Origin of the sequence: Novosphingobium sp., from assembly GCF_024642085.1 — a bacterium.
Taxonomy (GTDB): Bacteria; Pseudomonadota; Alphaproteobacteria; order Sphingomonadales; family Sphingomonadaceae; genus Novosphingobium.
The window spans coordinates 15,724-30,154 of the sequence record NZ_JAHEBV010000002.1 but is presented as its reverse complement, the minus strand read 5'-3'; the positions used below and the strand labels follow the sequence as shown (position 1 = coordinate 30,154).

The 14,431-nt window shown below is 61.8% G+C and carries 17 protein-coding genes; 13 read left to right on the top strand and 4 right to left on the bottom strand.

Annotation, left to right across the window (positions count from 1 at the left end; genetic code table 11):
• Positions 1–95: 95 nt before the first annotated feature.
• Entirely contained in the window at positions 96–296 is a 201-nt protein-coding gene (locus Q0L62_RS01075; protein WP_296675200.1) for a DUF1192 family protein, read from the bottom strand.
• A gap of 105 nt (positions 297–401) precedes the next feature.
• On the opposite strand from Q0L62_RS01075, the gene Q0L62_RS01070 reads away from it, so the two are divergent.
• The 4 genes from Q0L62_RS01070 (at position 402) to Q0L62_RS01055 (ending at position 4,708) form a co-directional block, all read left to right on the top strand.
• The gene (locus Q0L62_RS01070; protein WP_296675197.1) at positions 402–1,412 is read left to right on the top strand and encodes an NAD(P)H-quinone oxidoreductase; all 1,011 of its coding nucleotides are present in this window, start codon (positions 402–404) and stop codon (positions 1,410–1,412) included.
• Between the two features lie 36 nt (positions 1,413–1,448).
• On the top strand, positions 1,449–2,132 hold the full coding sequence (locus tag Q0L62_RS01065; protein WP_296675195.1) for a hypothetical protein: 684 nt from the start codon (positions 1,449–1,451) through the stop codon (positions 2,130–2,132).
• Between the two features lie 115 nt (positions 2,133–2,247).
• Positions 2,248–2,958, top strand: coding sequence for a DUF1013 domain-containing protein (locus tag Q0L62_RS01060; protein ID WP_296675193.1), 711 nt, complete (start codon positions 2,248–2,250; stop codon positions 2,956–2,958).
• Between the two features lie 64 nt (positions 2,959–3,022).
• Positions 3,023–4,708: a long-chain fatty acid--CoA ligase gene (locus tag Q0L62_RS01055; protein ID WP_296675190.1), complete on the top strand. Its 1,686-nt coding sequence runs from the start codon at positions 3,023–3,025 to the stop codon at positions 4,706–4,708.
• Positions 4,709–4,735: 27 nt separating this feature from the next.
• Here the strand turns inward: Q0L62_RS01055 and Q0L62_RS01050 are convergent, their stop codons facing one another.
• On the bottom strand, positions 4,736–5,092 hold the full coding sequence (locus Q0L62_RS01050; protein WP_296675189.1) for a polymer-forming cytoskeletal protein: 357 nt from the start codon (positions 5,090–5,092) through the stop codon (positions 4,736–4,738).
• 4 nt (positions 5,093–5,096) lie between these two features.
• The gene (locus Q0L62_RS01045; protein WP_296675183.1) at positions 5,097–6,200 is read right to left on the bottom strand and encodes a M23 family metallopeptidase; all 1,104 of its coding nucleotides are present in this window, start codon (positions 6,198–6,200) and stop codon (positions 5,097–5,099) included.
• Between the two features lie 296 nt (positions 6,201–6,496).
• Here Q0L62_RS01045 and Q0L62_RS01040 point away from each other — a divergent pair, with 296 nt between their 5' ends.
• The 9 genes from Q0L62_RS01040 (at position 6,497) to Q0L62_RS01000 (ending at position 13,593) form a co-directional block, all read left to right on the top strand.
• Entirely contained in the window at positions 6,497–7,774 is a 1,278-nt protein-coding gene (locus Q0L62_RS01040) for a glutamate-5-semialdehyde dehydrogenase (RefSeq protein ID WP_296675181.1), read from the top strand.
• Positions 7,738–8,412: a nicotinate-nucleotide adenylyltransferase gene (locus Q0L62_RS01035; RefSeq protein ID WP_296675178.1), complete on the top strand. Its 675-nt coding sequence runs from the start codon at positions 7,738–7,740 to the stop codon at positions 8,410–8,412. Before Q0L62_RS01040 ends, Q0L62_RS01035 begins: the two co-directional genes overlap by 37 nt.
• A gap of 40 nt (positions 8,413–8,452) precedes the next feature.
• A complete protein-coding gene (gene rsfS, locus Q0L62_RS01030) occupies positions 8,453–8,869 on the top strand; it encodes a ribosome silencing factor (RefSeq protein WP_296675177.1) in 417 nt (138 codons plus the stop codon).
• A gap of 12 nt (positions 8,870–8,881) precedes the next feature.
• Complete coding sequence (locus Q0L62_RS01025; protein WP_296675174.1) at positions 8,882–9,304, top strand: 23S rRNA (pseudouridine(1915)-N(3))-methyltransferase RlmH; 423 nt, start codon at positions 8,882–8,884, stop codon at positions 9,302–9,304.
• 8 nt (positions 9,305–9,312) lie between these two features.
• Entirely contained in the window at positions 9,313–10,539 is a 1,227-nt protein-coding gene (locus Q0L62_RS01020) for a peptidoglycan DD-metalloendopeptidase family protein (protein ID WP_296675169.1), read from the top strand.
• Positions 10,540–10,602: 63 nt separating this feature from the next.
• Complete coding sequence (locus tag Q0L62_RS01015; RefSeq protein ID WP_296675166.1) at positions 10,603–11,940, top strand: S41 family peptidase; 1,338 nt, start codon at positions 10,603–10,605, stop codon at positions 11,938–11,940.
• A complete protein-coding gene (locus Q0L62_RS01010; protein ID WP_296675163.1) occupies positions 11,940–12,431 on the top strand; it encodes a disulfide bond formation protein B in 492 nt (163 codons plus the stop codon). The genes Q0L62_RS01015 and Q0L62_RS01010 overlap by 1 nt, the downstream gene beginning before the upstream one ends.
• Positions 12,428–12,943: a demethoxyubiquinone hydroxylase family protein gene (locus Q0L62_RS01005; RefSeq protein WP_296675160.1), complete on the top strand. Its 516-nt coding sequence runs from the start codon at positions 12,428–12,430 to the stop codon at positions 12,941–12,943. The genes Q0L62_RS01010 and Q0L62_RS01005 overlap by 4 nt, the downstream gene beginning before the upstream one ends.
• A 62-nt stretch (positions 12,944–13,005) precedes the next feature.
• Complete coding sequence (locus Q0L62_RS01000; protein ID WP_296675158.1) at positions 13,006–13,593, top strand: hypothetical protein; 588 nt, start codon at positions 13,006–13,008, stop codon at positions 13,591–13,593.
• Positions 13,594–13,599: 6 nt separating this feature from the next.
• On the opposite strand, the gene Q0L62_RS00995 is transcribed toward Q0L62_RS01000, so the two are convergent.
• Positions 13,600–14,427 (bottom strand): SDR family oxidoreductase, encoded by an 828-nt coding sequence (locus tag Q0L62_RS00995; RefSeq protein ID WP_296675157.1) that lies wholly within the window; start codon positions 14,425–14,427, stop codon positions 13,600–13,602.
• Positions 14,428–14,431 lie beyond the last annotated feature (4 nt).

The window sequence follows — 14,431 nt, the reverse complement described above, 5'->3', positions numbered from 1 at the left end:
TAAGGTTCGGCTTGCCGGAGAATATGAACGGTCGTGGTTAACAAAACCTATATGGGAAGCCCGCACCCTGCCGAAAAGGGCGGCGCTGCAAGCCATCAGCTGCTGCGCGGCCCGAACAGGGCATCAGCAGCGGCGCGGTGCGCGCTGGCCTTGTCGCGGTGAGCGCCTACGCGGGCAATTTCCGCTTCCAGCATGCATATCCGCTCAGCCAGTTCGTCCTGCGAATAACTGTCGAGCAGCTCCTTTGCCAGCAGGCTGGCCGCATCGCCTTTTACGCGGGGCAGATCGTCTTCCATGACGGGGACAGATTCGGAGCAGATGCCCTTGCTGTCAACACATCACGGCGATAGGGCGCAAAAGCGTGGCGATATGGCAACAGCGCCGCAAGACAGGGGCAAGGCATGACCGGGCAGATTCCTCAAACCATGACGGCAATCGGCTTTGATGCGCCGGGTGCGGCAGACGTATTGCGGCCCGAAACAGTGCCGGTCCCGGTACCGGGAATTGGCCAGGTGCTCATCCGGGTTGCCTACGCCGGGGTCAATCGCCCCGACGTAATTCAGCGCCAGGGGTTTTATCCCCCACCGCCTGGCGCCTCGCCAACCTGCGGGCTGGAAATATCAGGCACGATTGTGGCGCGCGGAGCCGGGTCCGATGCGGCGCTGGACGGACAGCAGGTTTGCGCGTTGGTCGCCGGCGGTGGATATGCCGAGTATTGCCTGGCAGAGGCCGACCTGTGTTTGCCGGTCCCGCACGGTCTGTCGCTCGCAGAGGCGGCCGCATTGCCTGAAACGCTGTTCACCGTATGGCACAACGTGTTCGAGCGCGGCTATGTCTGCGACGGGGAAACGATCCTGGTCCATGGCGGGACCAGCGGGATCGGTTCGATGGCGTGTCTTCTGGGCAAGCTGATGGGGGTGAAAGTCATTGTCACTTGCGGTGGGCCCGACAAGTGCGCCGCCGCTCTAGCCATCGGCGCAGCTCACGCCATCGATTACAAGGCCGCCGACTTTGTCGAGGAGGTGGCTCGGCTAACGGGGGGCCAGGGCGTTGCCATGGTGCTCGACATGGTTGCCGGAGACTATGTTGCGCGCAACCTCAAATGCCTTGCCGATGATGGCCGCCATGTAACCATAGCGGTCCAGGGCGGATTGCAGGCAACGCTTAACATGGCCGAGGTAATGCGCCGGCGCCTGATGCTGACCGGATCGACCCTGCGTCCACGCAGCAACACCTTCAAGGCGCTGCTCGCCCAGGAAATCGCCCAGCACGCTTGGCCCTTCGTGGAAAGCGGTCAGCTGCGCCCGGTGATGGACCAGACATTTGCCCTGGCCGATGCCGCATCGGCCCACGCCCGGATGGAAGCGGGCGATCATATCGGCAAGATAGTGTTGCGAGCCTTGGCGGTTTAGGCAAAAATTTGACTGACCGTTTGAAGGAAGAAATGAATGGGACTTCGTCATGTTGGTCTGCTTTGCACCTTCGCCCTGTCGGGGTGCGGCATAAGCGGCGGCGGCGAAGATTTCGCTGTTGATACCAAGGCGTCCCCAGCCGTTGTAGCCGCAGCATTGTCGAAAGTGTCATTCGACACACACGAGATGCTGTTCGGCAAACTGCCGATTGTACGAGAGCGGCCAGAAGAAGGCGCATTGCGTTGGATTATTGAGAGTTCATCGGTACCAGGCACCAAGGAAGACCCGGCAATTATCGCGCTTCGTCTTGAACCGCTCGGCAGTAATGGATCAACCCGCATTCACGCAACCATCGACGTTCCCGAGGTGCGGATCATGATGGGCGAAGCGAACAAGGTGCTGAGCGAGGCAAAAGTCGAAACGGAATTTCGCAAGCTGATCGAGAAACTGACCAAGCACCTTGATGCACGTAGCGATACGACTGCTGATGTCGATGAGATTGGTTCGCTCCTCGGGGCGGTGGCTGTTTCAGCCAACACCTCGCTTCAGGCGCGCGCCAATTATATCAAGAAGGATCTAGCAGGTGAATTGGGCTCCGTGGGCCGGGGGGATTCGGCAGCGGACCGGGAATATGCGGATCGCCCGTATGAAGACCGCTTTGATTCGCGCGGAAACGATAGCCAAGCGCAAGACGAGTCCTATGGCGATGCGGAACAGTAAGGCGGCGTCCCGGTGAATCGCGGCACTTGCCGGACGGCGCGAAACGCACTAGGAACGCCTTCGAACGGCCGCTCCGCAAGGGGCGGCCCTATTATTTTCTGACGGAGATTACCCCGTGTCCCAGCCGACCCCGCTGATGCCCCATGCGACCGCCTCGTGGCTGGTTGACAACACCGCGCTGTCATTTGAACAGATCGCGGAGTTCTGCGGACTTCACATACTTGAAGTCCAGGCGATGGCCGATGATCTGGCCAGTTCCAAGTACACCGGACGCGATCCGGTGCGGTCTGGGGAACTGACCATGGCTGAAATCGAAAAGGGCCAGGCGGATGCCGGTTATTCGCTGGTCATGCAAAAGGCGCCGGTCACGGTCAACCGCACCAAGGGTCCGCGGTATACCCCGGTTTCCAAACGCCAGGACAAGCCTGACGGCATTGCGTGGATTCTCCGCGCTCATCCCGAAATCTCGGACGCGCAGATCGGCAAGCTGATCGGGACGACCCGCAACACGATTTCCGCGATCCGCGACCGCAGCCATTGGAACATTGCCAACATTCAGCCCAAGGACCCGGTTACCCTGGGCCTGTGCAGCCAGCGCGAGCTGGACGCGATCGTAGCCAAGGCTGCCAAGAAGGCTGGCCTGACCGATGAAGCGGGCGATGATGCGCGGCTGGTCGATGACCGTGCTTCGCTGATCGAGGAACTGCGCGCCGAACGCGACGCGTCGAGCAAGGCGGCTGCTGAAGCCGCGCAAGAAGCAGAAGCCGCCGCCTGGCTTGAGGCCAAGCGAGCCGCCGAGGCTGCCGAGGCGGCTAGCGAAAGCTAAGCCTTTGCGAACAGCACGACCATGACGCTTGCCCTGCCCGGCGTGGTGGGGCTAAGCTGTTTACATGCATGTAAATAGTTCCGCTGCGGCACCTTGGGCCGAGCACTACGCGCACCCTTGCGCGTGGGATTTGGCGTTCCCGCCGCTATCTTTGCCTGATTTTTTTGCCGCTGCCGCACGCGACCATGCCGACAAGCCGCTGGTCGATTTCATGGGACGGCACTTCAGCTATGCCGAGCTCCATCAGGAGGCTTTGCACTTTGCCGCCGGTCTTCAGGAAATGGGGATTGCCAAAGGTGACCGGGTCGGGCTGTTCCTGCCGAACGTGCCGATCTATGTTTCCGCATATTATGGGGCAATGATCGCGGGCGCGATCGCGGTCAATTTCAGCCCGCTTTACACTGTGCCCGAGCTTCAGGCGCAGGTTGAGGATTCGGGCATCCGCGTGCTGGTCACGATCGATTCGTCCGCTCTGCTGCCTACCGCTCTTGAGGTTCTCGACAGCACGCCGCTCGAAACACTTGTAGTCGGCTCGCTTGCCGCATCGTTGCCTTGGTCAAAGGGGCTCCTCATGCGGCTGTTTGCGCGCAAAGCGCTGGCGCAGGTGCCTTGGCGCCAAGGCGTCAAAAGCTGGGCCGACACGCTGTTCATTACCGATCCGCCTCGCCCGGTGCCGTTGGATCCGCAAGAGGATCTGGCCTTGCTGCAATATACCGGCGGCACAACCGGATCGCCAAAGGGGGCTATGCTGACTCACCAGAACCTGTCAGCCAATGCCCGTCAGGTAGCGGCGATCGATCCCAAAGCAGGCCAGCGTGACATGATCATGGGGGTCCTGCCGCTGTTCCATGTCTTTGCCAACGTCTGCGTGCTAAATCGCACCGTCGCCAACGGAGGATGCATTGCGATGCTGCCGCGTTTCGATGCAGGCCAGGCGCTCAAGACCTTGCAGCGGGTCAAGGCGACGGCCATGCCAGGCGTGCCGACCATGTACCAAGCCCTGCTCGATCACCCAAACCTCAGCAGAACCGACTTTTCCTCACTTCGGGTTTGCATATCGGGCGGCGCCCCGCTTCCCGGCCCGCTGAAGACGCGATTCGAGGAAGCCACTGGCGCTCGGCTGGTCGAAGGCTACGGGCTTACCGAAACGTCGGGCGTGGTCTCGACCAACCCTTATGAGGGCGATGACCGCACAGGAACGATCGGGCAACCGCTCCCAGCCACGCGCATTCGCCTGCTCGACAAGGAGGACCCGGCTCAGGATGCGCCGCCGGGTGAGCCGGGTGAACTGGCAATCCAGGGACCCCAGGTGATGCGCGGATACTGGCGCCGGCCAGAAGCGGCAGCGTCTGCCTTTGCTGGCAGACCCGACGGGCGCTGGCTGCGCACCGGCGATGTCGCCACCATTGATACAGAAGGCTATCTGCGGATTGTCGACCGGATCAAGGACATGATCGCGGTAGGCGGATTCAAGGTTTTCCCAAGCCAGGTCGAAGCGGTGATCGAAGAGCATCCATCAATCAAAGAAGTGCTGGTGATCGGTGTGCCCGACACCTATCGCGGCGAGGCCCCCCGCGCCTATGTTACCTTGAAGGACGGTTGCAGCGATAGCGGTGAGGCGCTGCGCGACTGGCTCAACTTGCGGCTCGGCAAGCACGAGCGGGTTGATCAGGTAGTGGTAAGGAACAGTCTGCCCAAAACGATGATCGGCAAGCTGGACCGAAAGACACTGAGGGCCGAAGTTCTCTAGAAGCCCGAAACCAGCAGCGAACAGGCCTCAACTCGCTGCAAAGTTGACCACAGTGGCGTCTTCGCCCGCCACGCGCGGTGCAAAGCGGCCGTCAACCTGGGCGCCCTGTTCAATTGTCAGCGAATCGTAATGAACGTCGCCATGGATTCGTGCTGATTTCAGGATGACCAGATCACGGGCGTTGATCGTGCCGCGCACCGTGCCTGACAGGCGGGCGGTTTCGGCTTTGACCGCGCCCTGGATCTCGCTGCCTTCACCCTGCACCAGCGAGGTGCAGGTGACATCGCCTTCGACATGGCCATCAATGTGCAGATCGGCCGAAGCGTGCACATTGCCGGTGATGCGGATGTCGGTGCCGAATACGGAAAAAGTGGAAGCTGCCATCGACTTACCTTGCGGTCTGGGCGCCGTTTCCGGCGCGGTTTTCTGCTTGAACATGGGGCGCTGCCTCCAAAAAGGGACGCGGGTTGACCGGCCTGTCGCCGATGCGGACTTCAAAATGCAGGTGCGGTCCGGTCGAACGACCAGTGCTGCCGATCAGGCCGATGACTTCGCCCGGATTGACGGCCAGTCCGATTTGCGTGCGGAAAGCCGACATATGGGCATACCGGGTCACAAGGCCGTTGCCGTGGTCAATCTCGACGCAGTTGCCATAGCCGGATCGCTGGCCGACAAAGCTTACCGTTCCTCGCGCTGCCGCATAGATTGGTGCGCCGAGCGGCCCCTTGAAATCAAGTCCGGGATGAAACTCGCCGCCGCCGCCGGTAAAGGGGTTGGCGCGATAACCGAAGCCGGATGAGATGTATTCCAGACTGGCCGGAAGCACTTGCGGCAGGCCCCGGATCGAACGCTCGAGCAAGTCCATGCGCGCCATGCTTAATGCAAAGCGTTGAAAACGCGGGTCTATTGATCCATCGGACGATGTCGCCAAGGCTATCTGCGGACCACCTTGCGCTGACCGATCGTCACGCGCAGCAAGCATCGACTTGGGATTAAGGCCCAGGCTGCTCAGGCGCGCTTCAGCCGCTGCTGCGCGCCGATCAGCAAGCCTGGTCAAACCTTCAATCAAGGCAAGCTGCCGCGCTTCTATCCGGGCCAGCTCGACAGCCTGCGGTACAGCCAGAGAGACCTTTTCCACTGTCTGCGCCGCTTCGCTTGAACTGTTCGACACTGTTTCGCCAGCCTTGGCGTCACGGGGGAGGTCGCCCAACACGGCCTGGCTGGTCTTTTCGATGAAGTCCTGGCGGCGCTTCAAATCGTCGGCAACCTTGCCGATGTTTTCGCCGTATGCGTTCAACCGGCTTTCCGAACTTGCGACCTTGGCTTCACGGTCAAGCAGAGCCAGACGGTGGCGAGTCGACAGCACACTGGAAATCGCCATGGCAGCCATCGACAGCAGCCAGACAGCCAGCAATGCGGCAATTGCGCCTGCAGCAATCATCTGCACACGCGCGGAAATCTTGATGAAGCGAACCTGACCCTGCGATCGCATGAAAAACTCGCGATCCGGAAACCACGCACGCAGGCGGCCCCTTAATCCACCTTCGGCCAACTTTTGCAAAACGACCCCGAGTCCCTTTGTCCCTTTATGGGCCGCGCGCTAGCAGGTCGGATCGGGCATGGCGAATCTGCGGGATAGCTAAGACGCCGAGTCGAATTAGACTCGGGACGAAACGAAGGATTTAGCTGACATAGGGGTAAACTACGTATTGCGAATGCGCTCGGAACCCGGCCCAGACTCGTCTGGCCGTGACAAGGCAATTAGGCGGTGATAGGCCGATTTTCGCCATGAATTCACAACTCGAGACCAAAGCCGAATCGCCCGAAAACCTTGTTGGCCGGCTTGCCGCGGCTGGTCGCGCAGCGCAGCGCCAGCTCGCGCAGATGGATTCGGCGGCAAAGGCGCGGGCTTTGCACGCTGCCGCGACTGCCTTGCGTGCTGCCGAAGGCGCGGTCCTGGCTGCCAATGCGCGTGATGTTGCAACCGGGGAGGCCAGCGGCCTTAGCCCGGCGATGCTTGACCGGTTGAGACTTGATGCGGCACGGCTGGCGGCCATTGCCGATGCAGTAGATCAGGTTGCCGATTTGGCCGATCCGGTTGGCGCGGTCATCGACAGTTCGGTCCGGCCCAACGGTATGGCGCTGTCGCGGGTGCGCGTGCCAATCGGTCTGATCGGCATCATCTATGAAAGCCGGCCCAACGTCACTGCCGATGCCGCCGCGCTATGCCTGCGTTCGGGTAATGCGGTGCTGCTGCGCGGGGGCAGTGAAGCCGTGTACTCCAACCGTGCGATACATGCCGCCCTCGTCGCAGGACTGGAAGGCGAAGGCGTTCCCGCTGCCGCAGTTCAGCTGCTCCCGACCCAGGACCGGGCTGCCGTCGGCGCTATGCTGACCGCAGCTGGCCTGATCGACATGATCGTGCCGCGCGGGGGCAAGAGCTTGGTCGCACGGGTGCAAGCCGATGCCCGTGTTCCCGTGCTCGCTCACCTCGACGGGATTTGCCACACCTATATCCACGCTGCAGCCGATCCGGCCAAGGCAGCGGCGATTGCGCTAAACGCCAAGATGCGCCGAACCGGGATCTGCGGAGCCATGGAGACGCTGCTGATCGACGTGCAGTTTCCCGCTGCCCAGGCCGTGGTCGCAGACCTGCTCGGTGCGGGCTGTGAACTGCGCGGTGATGCACGGGCGTGTGCGCTTGATGCGCGAATTGCTCCAGCTGCGGACAATGACTGGGATACCGAATATCTCGATGCGATCCTCTCGGTTGCCGTGGTGGACGGATTAGAGGCTGCATTGAGGCATATCGCATGCCACTCTTCGCACCACACCGATGCAATCGTCACCGAAGATATCGGCGCAGCAGAACGGTTCCTGGCCGAAGTCGACAGCGCTATCGTGATTCACAATGCCAGTTCGCAGTTCGCAGACGGGGGTGAGTTTGGCCTGGGCGCCGAGATCGGGATCGCCACCGGACGCCTTCACGCCCGCGGTCCGGTCGCCCTCGAAGGCTTGACTACCTACAAGTGGCTGGTTCGCGGCAGCGGACAGATACGGCCCTGAAGACAGTCGGGCTCCTTGGCGGCAGCTTCAATCCCGCACACGGCGGGCATCGCCGTATTTCGTTGTTTGCACTGCAGGCGTTGGGATTGGACGAGGTCTGGTGGCTGGTGTCCCCCGGCAATCCGCTCAAGCCTAAAGCTGGGATGGCGCCGCTTGCGGCGCGGCTGGGATCGGCAGTGGCACAGGCGCGTGCCGCGCGAATCGTTCCGACCGCGATAGAGAGCGAACTAGGCACAGTTTATACAGTGGAAACCTTGCGCGCGCTGGTTCGCCGCTATCCCAAGACCCGTTTTGTGTGGCTCATGGGAAGCGACAATCTGGCTCAAATGCACCGCTGGCGCGACTGGCGGCAGATTGCGCGGACCATGCCGATTGCGGTAATTGCGCGTCCGGGTTATGACACCGCCGCAGCCGCGAGCCCCGCGGCAGCCTGGCTCGGCCGTTACCGGCGGTCCGCCGCCAGCCTTAAGCACCGGGCAGGATGGAGCGCACCCGCGCTGATACATTTGCGTTTCGATCCCGATCCGCGCTCGGCGACAGCTGTTCGCCGCGCCGATCCCGACTGGGCCAGCCGCTTTGTCGGCCGCGCTTGGTACGATCCGCTTACCCACCGTCCCGTCGAACCCGACATCGCATGAACCCTTGCGCCGCCCGCCCAGAGGAGCCGTTTCCGCTTAAATGACGCCCAATTCTTCCGATCTGGCCGCGACCACGCCGGCCTCAGATGCCGGGGTACCGGCCCCGCTCCCCGCCTCGGAACCGGGCTCGCTCCACGAACTCGTTCTGAAGTCGCTCGACGACGACCAGGCGATGGAACTCGTCTCGATCCCGCTCGAAGGCAAAAGCTCGATTGCCGATTTCATGGTAATCGCTTCGGGCCGCTCGACCCGTCAGGTCGCCGCAATGGCGCAGAAGCTGGCCGAACGGATCAAGCATGGCGGTTTCGGTCATGTCCGGATCGAGGGGCTGCCCGCCGCCGACTGGGTGCTGGTCGATGCCGGCGACGTTGTCGTTCATCTGTTCCGTCCCGAAGTGCGCAGTTTCTATAACCTTGAACGCATGTGGGCATTCGGCGACAGCGTCGGCGCTGCTTGATCCAACCGGTCGATGCGCCTCCACATCGTTGCGCGCGGCAAGATCGGACGATCACCCGAAGCTGAATTGGTCGATCGCTATCTCGCGCGGATTGCCTGGCCGGTTAAACTGACTGAGCTACCCGATGCAGGCGGTGCGTCGCCTGCTGCCATGACGCCATCGCGTACTGTCCTGTTGGATGAGCGCGGCCGTCAGTTTTCGTCCGGTGAGTTTGCGGCGCTGCTGGGCAAATGGCGTGATGAAGGCGTGCGCGAAACGCGCTTCGTGATCGGCGCAGCGGACGGCCACGCCAAAGCAGCACGATCCCAAGCCGACCTGCTGATCGCATTTGGCGCGATGACCTGGCCGCACATGATGGCACGGGCCATGCTTGCGGAACAATTGTGGCGCGCGGTCAGCATTCTGGCTGGCCATCCCTATCATCGTTCGGGATAAGGACGGCGATGGCGCTGCGTCCGATGTTCCTTGTCTTGTCGCTTGGCGCGCTGGCCATGGTCGGCGGCGCTTTGGCGCAAGACACTGCCGCCCCGACAACTGCGCAGGATGCGGCCGAGGCGCTCTTTGCTGCGAGGGCCCAGCAGGCCGAGGCCGGTGAACGTGCGCATCAGCTTGAAATCGCAGCGCGCAACGCTGTAGCAGAGGCTGACAAGACTGCGCAGGAAAGTGCTGCACTTGCCGCCCGAATCCAACAGGCTGAGGCGGCGATCGCCGCGAACCAGGCACAGATTTCGGTAATCGCAAGTCAGCGTGCGGTGCTGCGCGCCCGACTGGCCGAGCATCAGCGGCCCTTGGTGCGGCTAACCGCAGCGCTGCAGCGCATGTCGCGCCGCCCCCCCACGTTGTCTTTGCTCCGACCGGGATCGCTCCAAGATACGATTTACCTTCGCGCGGTCCTGCAGACCATGCTGCCCGAGGTCCAGCGCCGTACCGCAGGGCTGCGCAACGAAATTATGCACGCTCGCGCGCTGGAATCAAAGGCCGTTGCCGCCAATGCCGATCTGCGCGCCAGCGAGGGCGAGTTTGCCCGCCGCCGCCAGGCGCTAGCTGCGGTCGAGACTAAGCAACGCCTGACTTCACGTGAAGCCAGCGGTGTAGCCGATCGCGAGGCAGAGCGCGCCCTGGCGCTTGCCGAACAAGCCCGCGATCTGGGCAGCCTGGTTGGCGAACTTTCAAAGCAAGGAGAATTGCGCGCCGAACTGGCCTCCCTGCCGGGGCCGGTTCTGCGTCCGGCACTGCCCGCAAGTGCACAGGTCAGCGGTTCCGCTGCGTCTCCGACCGATGGGCCCGATACTTCTGCCACTGCCCCCGCTGGATACCGTCTTCCCGTCGCCGGGCGGCTCGTCCAGGGCTTTGGCGCCAGCACCTCTGGCAAGCCTCGAGCACGCGGAATTACGCTCGCCGTGAACCCTTCGGCCCAAACCGTGGCACCCGCTGCCGGACGGGTCGCCTTTGCCGGGCCCTATGCCGGCTACGGGCAAATAGTAATCATCGAACACGCGGGCGGCTGGACAAGTGTGATAACCGGCCTGGTTACGCTGGATACACGCGTGGGGGCGCAATTGATCGCCGGATCACCGTTGGGGCTGGCGGGGCCGGGCCGCCCAGTGATCACACTCGAGCTGCGCAAGGGGGGCGAACCGGTCAATCCCCTCGAAATTGCTGCCCGTTAGGGCTATCTGGCGTTAAGGCTTGGCCGTCTATAAAGCAGCCACTCGATACGAAAGGCCGCACCGATGAAGTTCGCACCTCTGCTTCGCGCCAGCTTGCTGGTTACCGCCGTTGCCCTGATTCCGGCAACTACTGCAGGTCTTGCCGCAGTTGACGGTCGCGCTGGGCCCGAGTTCGGGCGGCTTTTGTCGGTCTATCAGATGGTCAAATCTCAATATGTTGAGCAGGTCGATGATGACAAATTGATCAACGGGGCAATTGACGGGATGCTGGCATCACTCGATCCGCATTCAACATATCTTGAAGGCGCGACGCTGACCCGGCTGACCACGATGATCGACGGCAAATATTCGGGCCTTGGGCTGTCGGTTGAAATGGACGATGGTGCGGTCAAGGTGGTTTCGCCGATGCGCGGCAGCCCGGCCGAAGCATCGGGAGTCAAGGCGGGCGATTATATTACGCACCTTGATGGCAAGCTGATCTATGGCGGTGATCTTGACGATGCCGTGGCCAAGATGCGCGGCGAAGCGGGCTCCAAAATCCGCCTGACGATCTTTCGCGCAGGCCGCGAACAGCCGTTTGATGTTACTGTAACGCGCGGCGTAATCACGCTGGAGCCGGTTACCTGGAAGCTGGAAAAAGACGTTGGCGTTATCAGCGTGAATGAGTTTTCGCGCGATGTCGGCGTAAACGTCAATCGCGCTATTGCCGAGCTACGCAAGCAAAGCGCCGGCAAACTGTCAGGCCTTGTGCTCGATCTTAGGTCCAATCCGGGCGGCGCGCTGGACGAAGCGGTGGCATTGTCCGACCTGTTCCTGACCAAAGGCGATATCGTGTCGCAGCGCGGCCGCAACCCGCAGGATAACGAATTCTACAAGGCTGAAAGCGTTTATCCGGGCGATGCAGCAAAAGGCTTGCCACTGGTTGTGTTGATCGACGCCGGTTCGGCCTCGGCTTCGGAAATCGTTGCAGGCGCGCTGCAGGACCAGCACCGCGCGGTAATTATGGGCGAACGCAGCTTTGGCAAAGGCAGCGTCCAGTCGCTGTTCGAGCTCGATCGCAGCCACGCAGTCAAGCTTACCACTGCGCGCTATTTCACACCGTCGGGCCGGTCGGTGCAGGAAGGCGGGATCGACCCTGATATCCGTGTCCCGCAGCTGTCCGATCCCGATGCCCAGCGCCGCAATGATCTGGCTTTGCGCGAAAGCGACCTGCGCCGCCACTTGGTCAACGAGATCAGCATGGACGACAAGAAGCTTGAGGCCGATCGCCAGATCGATCCGCGCTTCAAGCAGACAGCAGAAGAGCTGAAGGCCAAAGGCATCAAGGATTTTCAGCTTTATTACGCGATGGAAACCCTGCGCCGCACTGGCGGCGTCGCTCTGGCCGCCAAGGGCAAGTAATGCTGTCACGCGGGGCAACGGCGTGGATCTGGGCGCGCCTTTTGGCGTTGGCGGTGCCAGCGGCCTTGCTGGGCGGCGCCTATCTTGGCGAGATCGGGTTTGATCTATACCCCTGCGAGATGTGCTGGTGGCAGCGCTATCCGCATTTTGTTGCCGTTGCGCTGGGCATCCTGGCTTATGTGTTGCGCGGTCAGGCGCGGCTGCTGGTGGCACTTGCGGCATTTGCCATCCTGATTTCTGGCGCGATTGGAGCTTTTCATGCCGGGGTCGAATATGGATGGTGGGAGGGTATAACGACTTGCACCGCAAGTCCGCTGGATGGGACTGGCGACCCGCTGAAAGCCATTCTCAACGCGCCGATCGTGCGCTGCGACCAGGTTCAGTGGGAAGTGCTGGGGATCAGTCTGGCCGGGTTCAACTTTCTTATTTCAACCATCGCGGCGCTGCTGATTTTTGGGCTGCTGCGCCGTTCGCAGGGATCACAGCCATGAACCGCGTTCAATCCGAGCGGATGCTCCGCGTCGATCAGGCGGGCGAGTATGGCGCCACGCGAATCTATGCCGGTCAGTTGGCAGTGATGGGTGATCGGGCGCCCCATGCTGCGACCGTGCGCCACATGGCCGAACAGGAAGCCGGTCACCGTGCCAAGTTTGACGCGCTGATCGCAGAACGCGGGGTCCGGCCCACCATATTGCAACCATTCTGGGACGTGGCGGGCTTTGCATTGGGCGCTGCGACCGCACTGATATCACCGGAAGCGGCCATGGCCTGCACCGCAGCTGTCGAAGAGGAGATCGACCGGCACTACACCGAGCAGCTTGAACAGCTGGGTGATGACGATCCTGAACTGGCCGCTCTGATCGAGGAGTTTCGCGCCGACGAACGTGAGCACCGCGAAACCGCCTTGGCTGCCGGGGCTGAGCGCGCTCCCGGCTTCCCTTTGCTGTCGGGCGCCATCCGGCTGGGATGCCGCGCGGCGATCAAGCTGGCCGAACGGATCTGATGTGATGGTGCCGCGTGAACGCGGCATTGCTTCATCTGTTATTCACCGCGTGGGCGCCCTATATGGATAGCCGTATCGCCGCGATTGAAGGAGTAGACCCCGTGATCCGCCACAGCCTGACCGGACTTGCCCTGGTGACTGCCTTTGCCGGCTTGTCCGCGCCTGCCGCCGCGCAGCAAGCGGCCGAACCCAAGGTCAACCAGTTGATCGTTTACGGCGATGATGAATGTCCGGCAGGCCAAGGGGACGAGATCGTGGTCTGTGCGCGCAAGGCGGAGAGCGAACGATACCGTATCCCAACGATCCTTCGCGAATCAACCTCACCACAGAACGAGGCATGGACGAACAAGGTGCTTGCCTACGAAACCGTCGGGCGCGGCGGTACGCAAAGCTGTTCGCCGGTCGGACCTGGCGGATTTACCGGCTGCACTAGCAAGTTGATCAACGACGCCTACAAGGAAAAGGCGACCGGTTCCGACGTCAAGATGGCAGAGCTGATCGCAGCCGAACGCGCCAAACGTCTGGCCACCATCGATGCCGACGCGGCCGAAACGCAAAGGCGCGTTGAGCAGGCGGAAAAGGACTATCTCGCCCGTCAGCAAGCGCTGGAAGAGGCTGAGGCCGCCAAGAAAGCTCCGCCCAAACCGTAATCCGGTCTATCCCAGCGCGATGTCGGGCGCGTCTTCCTGCTTCATGCCGATGGTGTGGTAGCCTGCATCGACGTGGTGGTTTTCGCCCGTCACACCCGAGGCCAGATCGGACAGCAGGTAAACCGCTGCTCCGCCAACATCGGCGATAGTGACATTGCGCCGCAGCGGCGCATTGTATTCGTTCCATTTCAGAATGTACCGGAAATCGCCGATCCCGCTGGCTGCAAGAGTCTTGATGGGTCCTGCCGAAATCGAATTGACCCGGATTCCCTGTGGTCCAAAATCGTTGGCCAGGTATTTCACACTGGTTTCAAGCGCCGCCTTGGCCACGCCCATTACATTGTAGTGGGGCACTACCTTTTCCGCGCCGTAATATGACAGCGTCAGCATCGCGCCGCCGCCGCTGCCAGTTTCGGGATCGAAGGCCGGCATCATCGCCGCCGCGCGGCGCGCCACTGCGGTAAAGCTGAACACTGAGATATTCATGGTCATCAGGAAATCGTCGAGGCCGACATCGGCATAGTGGCCGCGCAGCGCTTCCTTGTTGGTATAGCCGATCGCGTGGACCACGAAATCGATGCTGGGCCAGCGCGCGGCCAGTGCGGCGAAAGCCTTGTCCAGCTCTGCTTCGGTCGACACGTCGCAGTCTATCAGAAAATCGCAGCCCAGCTGCTCAGCCAGCGGGCGCACTCGCTTTTCCATTACCTCGCCCTGATAGGATATGGCCAGTTCTGCGCCCTGTTGGTGTAGCTTCTGGGCAATTCCCCAGGCCAGTGACTTGTCATTGGCGAGGCCCATTATCAGCCCCCGTTTGCCCTGCATCAGTCCGGTCATGCGT

Excerpts from the sequence above, each read along its gene's own strand:
- Q0L62_RS01075 (WP_296675200.1), bottom strand. The coding sequence starts at position 296 with ATGGAAGACGATCTGCCCCGCGTAAAAGGCGATGCGGCCAGCCTGCTG.
- Q0L62_RS01070 (WP_296675197.1), top strand. The coding sequence starts at position 402 with ATGACCGGGCAGATTCCTCAAACCATGACGGCAATCGGCTTTGATGCG.
- Q0L62_RS01065 (WP_296675195.1), top strand. The coding sequence starts at position 1,449 with ATGGGACTTCGTCATGTTGGTCTGCTTTGCACCTTCGCCCTGTCGGGG.
- Q0L62_RS01055 (WP_296675190.1), top strand. The coding sequence starts at position 3,023 with ATGCATGTAAATAGTTCCGCTGCGGCACCTTGGGCCGAGCACTACGCG.
- Q0L62_RS01050 (WP_296675189.1), bottom strand. The coding sequence starts at position 5,092 with ATGGCAGCTTCCACTTTTTCCGTATTCGGCACCGACATCCGCATCACC.
- Q0L62_RS01045 (WP_296675183.1), bottom strand. The coding sequence starts at position 6,200 with ATGCGATCGCAGGGTCAGGTTCGCTTCATCAAGATTTCCGCGCGTGTG.
- Q0L62_RS01040 (WP_296675181.1), top strand. The coding sequence starts at position 6,497 with ATGAATTCACAACTCGAGACCAAAGCCGAATCGCCCGAAAACCTTGTT.
- rsfS (WP_296675177.1), top strand. The coding sequence starts at position 8,453 with ATGACGCCCAATTCTTCCGATCTGGCCGCGACCACGCCGGCCTCAGAT.
- Q0L62_RS01025 (WP_296675174.1), top strand. The coding sequence starts at position 8,882 with ATGCGCCTCCACATCGTTGCGCGCGGCAAGATCGGACGATCACCCGAA.
- Q0L62_RS01020 (WP_296675169.1), top strand. The coding sequence starts at position 9,313 with ATGGCGCTGCGTCCGATGTTCCTTGTCTTGTCGCTTGGCGCGCTGGCC.
- Q0L62_RS01015 (WP_296675166.1), top strand. The coding sequence starts at position 10,603 with ATGAAGTTCGCACCTCTGCTTCGCGCCAGCTTGCTGGTTACCGCCGTT.
- Q0L62_RS01010 (WP_296675163.1), top strand. The coding sequence starts at position 11,940 with ATGCTGTCACGCGGGGCAACGGCGTGGATCTGGGCGCGCCTTTTGGCG.
- Q0L62_RS01005 (WP_296675160.1), top strand. The coding sequence starts at position 12,428 with ATGAACCGCGTTCAATCCGAGCGGATGCTCCGCGTCGATCAGGCGGGC.
- Q0L62_RS01000 (WP_296675158.1), top strand. The coding sequence starts at position 13,006 with ATGGATAGCCGTATCGCCGCGATTGAAGGAGTAGACCCCGTGATCCGC.
- Q0L62_RS00995 (WP_296675157.1), bottom strand. The coding sequence starts at position 14,427 with ATGACCGGACTGATGCAGGGCAAACGGGGGCTGATAATGGGCCTCGCC.